This window comes from Taibaiella koreensis (genome assembly GCF_003545715.1).
GTDB lineage: Bacteria > Bacteroidota > Bacteroidia > Chitinophagales > Chitinophagaceae > Taibaiella > Taibaiella koreensis.
Genome location: NZ_QVNU01000024.1, coordinates 1 through 1,182, shown reverse-complemented (window position 1 = coordinate 1,182; position 1,182 = coordinate 1). Strand labels below are relative to the sequence as shown.

Here is a 1,182-nt window from a genome sequence, read left to right as displayed (position 1 = left end):
CGCTCTTCCGATCTCTGGACGTTCAACTCGGTACGACGGTTCTTCGCACGGCCTTCCGGATTGTCGGAACCATCCGGGTTGGTGTTCGGAGCAATCGGACGGCTCTTGCCGTAGCCGATCGGACCGACCAGACGCGACGCATCGACGCCGTTCTTGGTCAGGTAGTCGTACACGGTGGTCGCACGACGCTCGGACAGCTTCTGGTTGTACGCGTCGGTACCCTTCGAGTCGGTGTGACCGGCAACCTCGACCTTCAGGTCGGGGTAGCGCTTCAGGATTTCGGTCGCTTCGCTCAGGATCGAGATCGCGTCCGGACGCAGGGTCGACTTGTTGAAGTCGAAGTTCACGCCCTTCAGGTCGATCGAGACAGGCACCGGGCAACCGTCCGGACCGATGGTCTGGCCAGGCTGCGAGTTCGGGCACTTGTCGTCGCAGTTGTTGACGCCGTCACCGTCGTCATCCAGATCGGCGCAGCTCGGAGCAACCGGAGCCGGAGCCGGCGGCGGAGCGGTCGACGGAGCCGGTCCCAACGGGATCACGACGCCGACCGAAGCCAGCACGTCGCCGAACCAGTTTTCGCGCGGAGCGGCGACGCTCTGGTCGTTGAAGTCAGCGCGATAGGCCAACTCGGCACGCACGGCGACGCGCTTGTCGAAGGTGGTCTGCAGACCGACACCAGCCTTGGCGGCAAAGTTGCCGTCCTTACGCTGGCCCGGCGACACCGGGTTCGGGGTCGCGTCGAATTCTTCTTCCGAACGCTGATAGCCCAGACCGAACAGCAGGTAGGGGTTCCAGCCGCGGCCTTCCTGGATGAAGTGGCGACGCAGGTCGAACGAGATGCCGTACTGGCTCCAGTTCAGATCCTGGTTGGCGTCGAAGTTCGGGTTCTGATAGTTCAGTTCACCGTCGATCGACCAGTTCGGGCTCACGAACTTGCCCAGGCCCAGGGTCACGAACGGGGCATCATTGGTCAAACGATCGCGGTCCTGGAAATTGAAGCCAGCGCTACCGGTCAGGTACCAACGGTCGTCGAACTCCTGCGCGGAAGCAGCCTGGGCAACTGCCAGACCGCCAAGCAACGCGGCAGTGAGAATTTTCTTGTTCATTTATACAGCTCCTTCTTTGGGAGATAAAACCGATAGAGACATTGTTCTTGGTAAAGATGCTCGTCACATCCAGAGC

Annotated in this window: 1 protein-coding gene; it reads right to left on the bottom strand. The window is 61.3% G+C overall.

The window, feature by feature from the left end:
• Nucleotides 1-1,106: OmpA family protein (locus DZK30_RS25560; RefSeq protein WP_118977027.1), on the bottom strand; the 1,106-nt coding region annotated here is incomplete at its 3' end.
• Nucleotides 1,107-1,182: the final 76 nt, after the last annotated feature.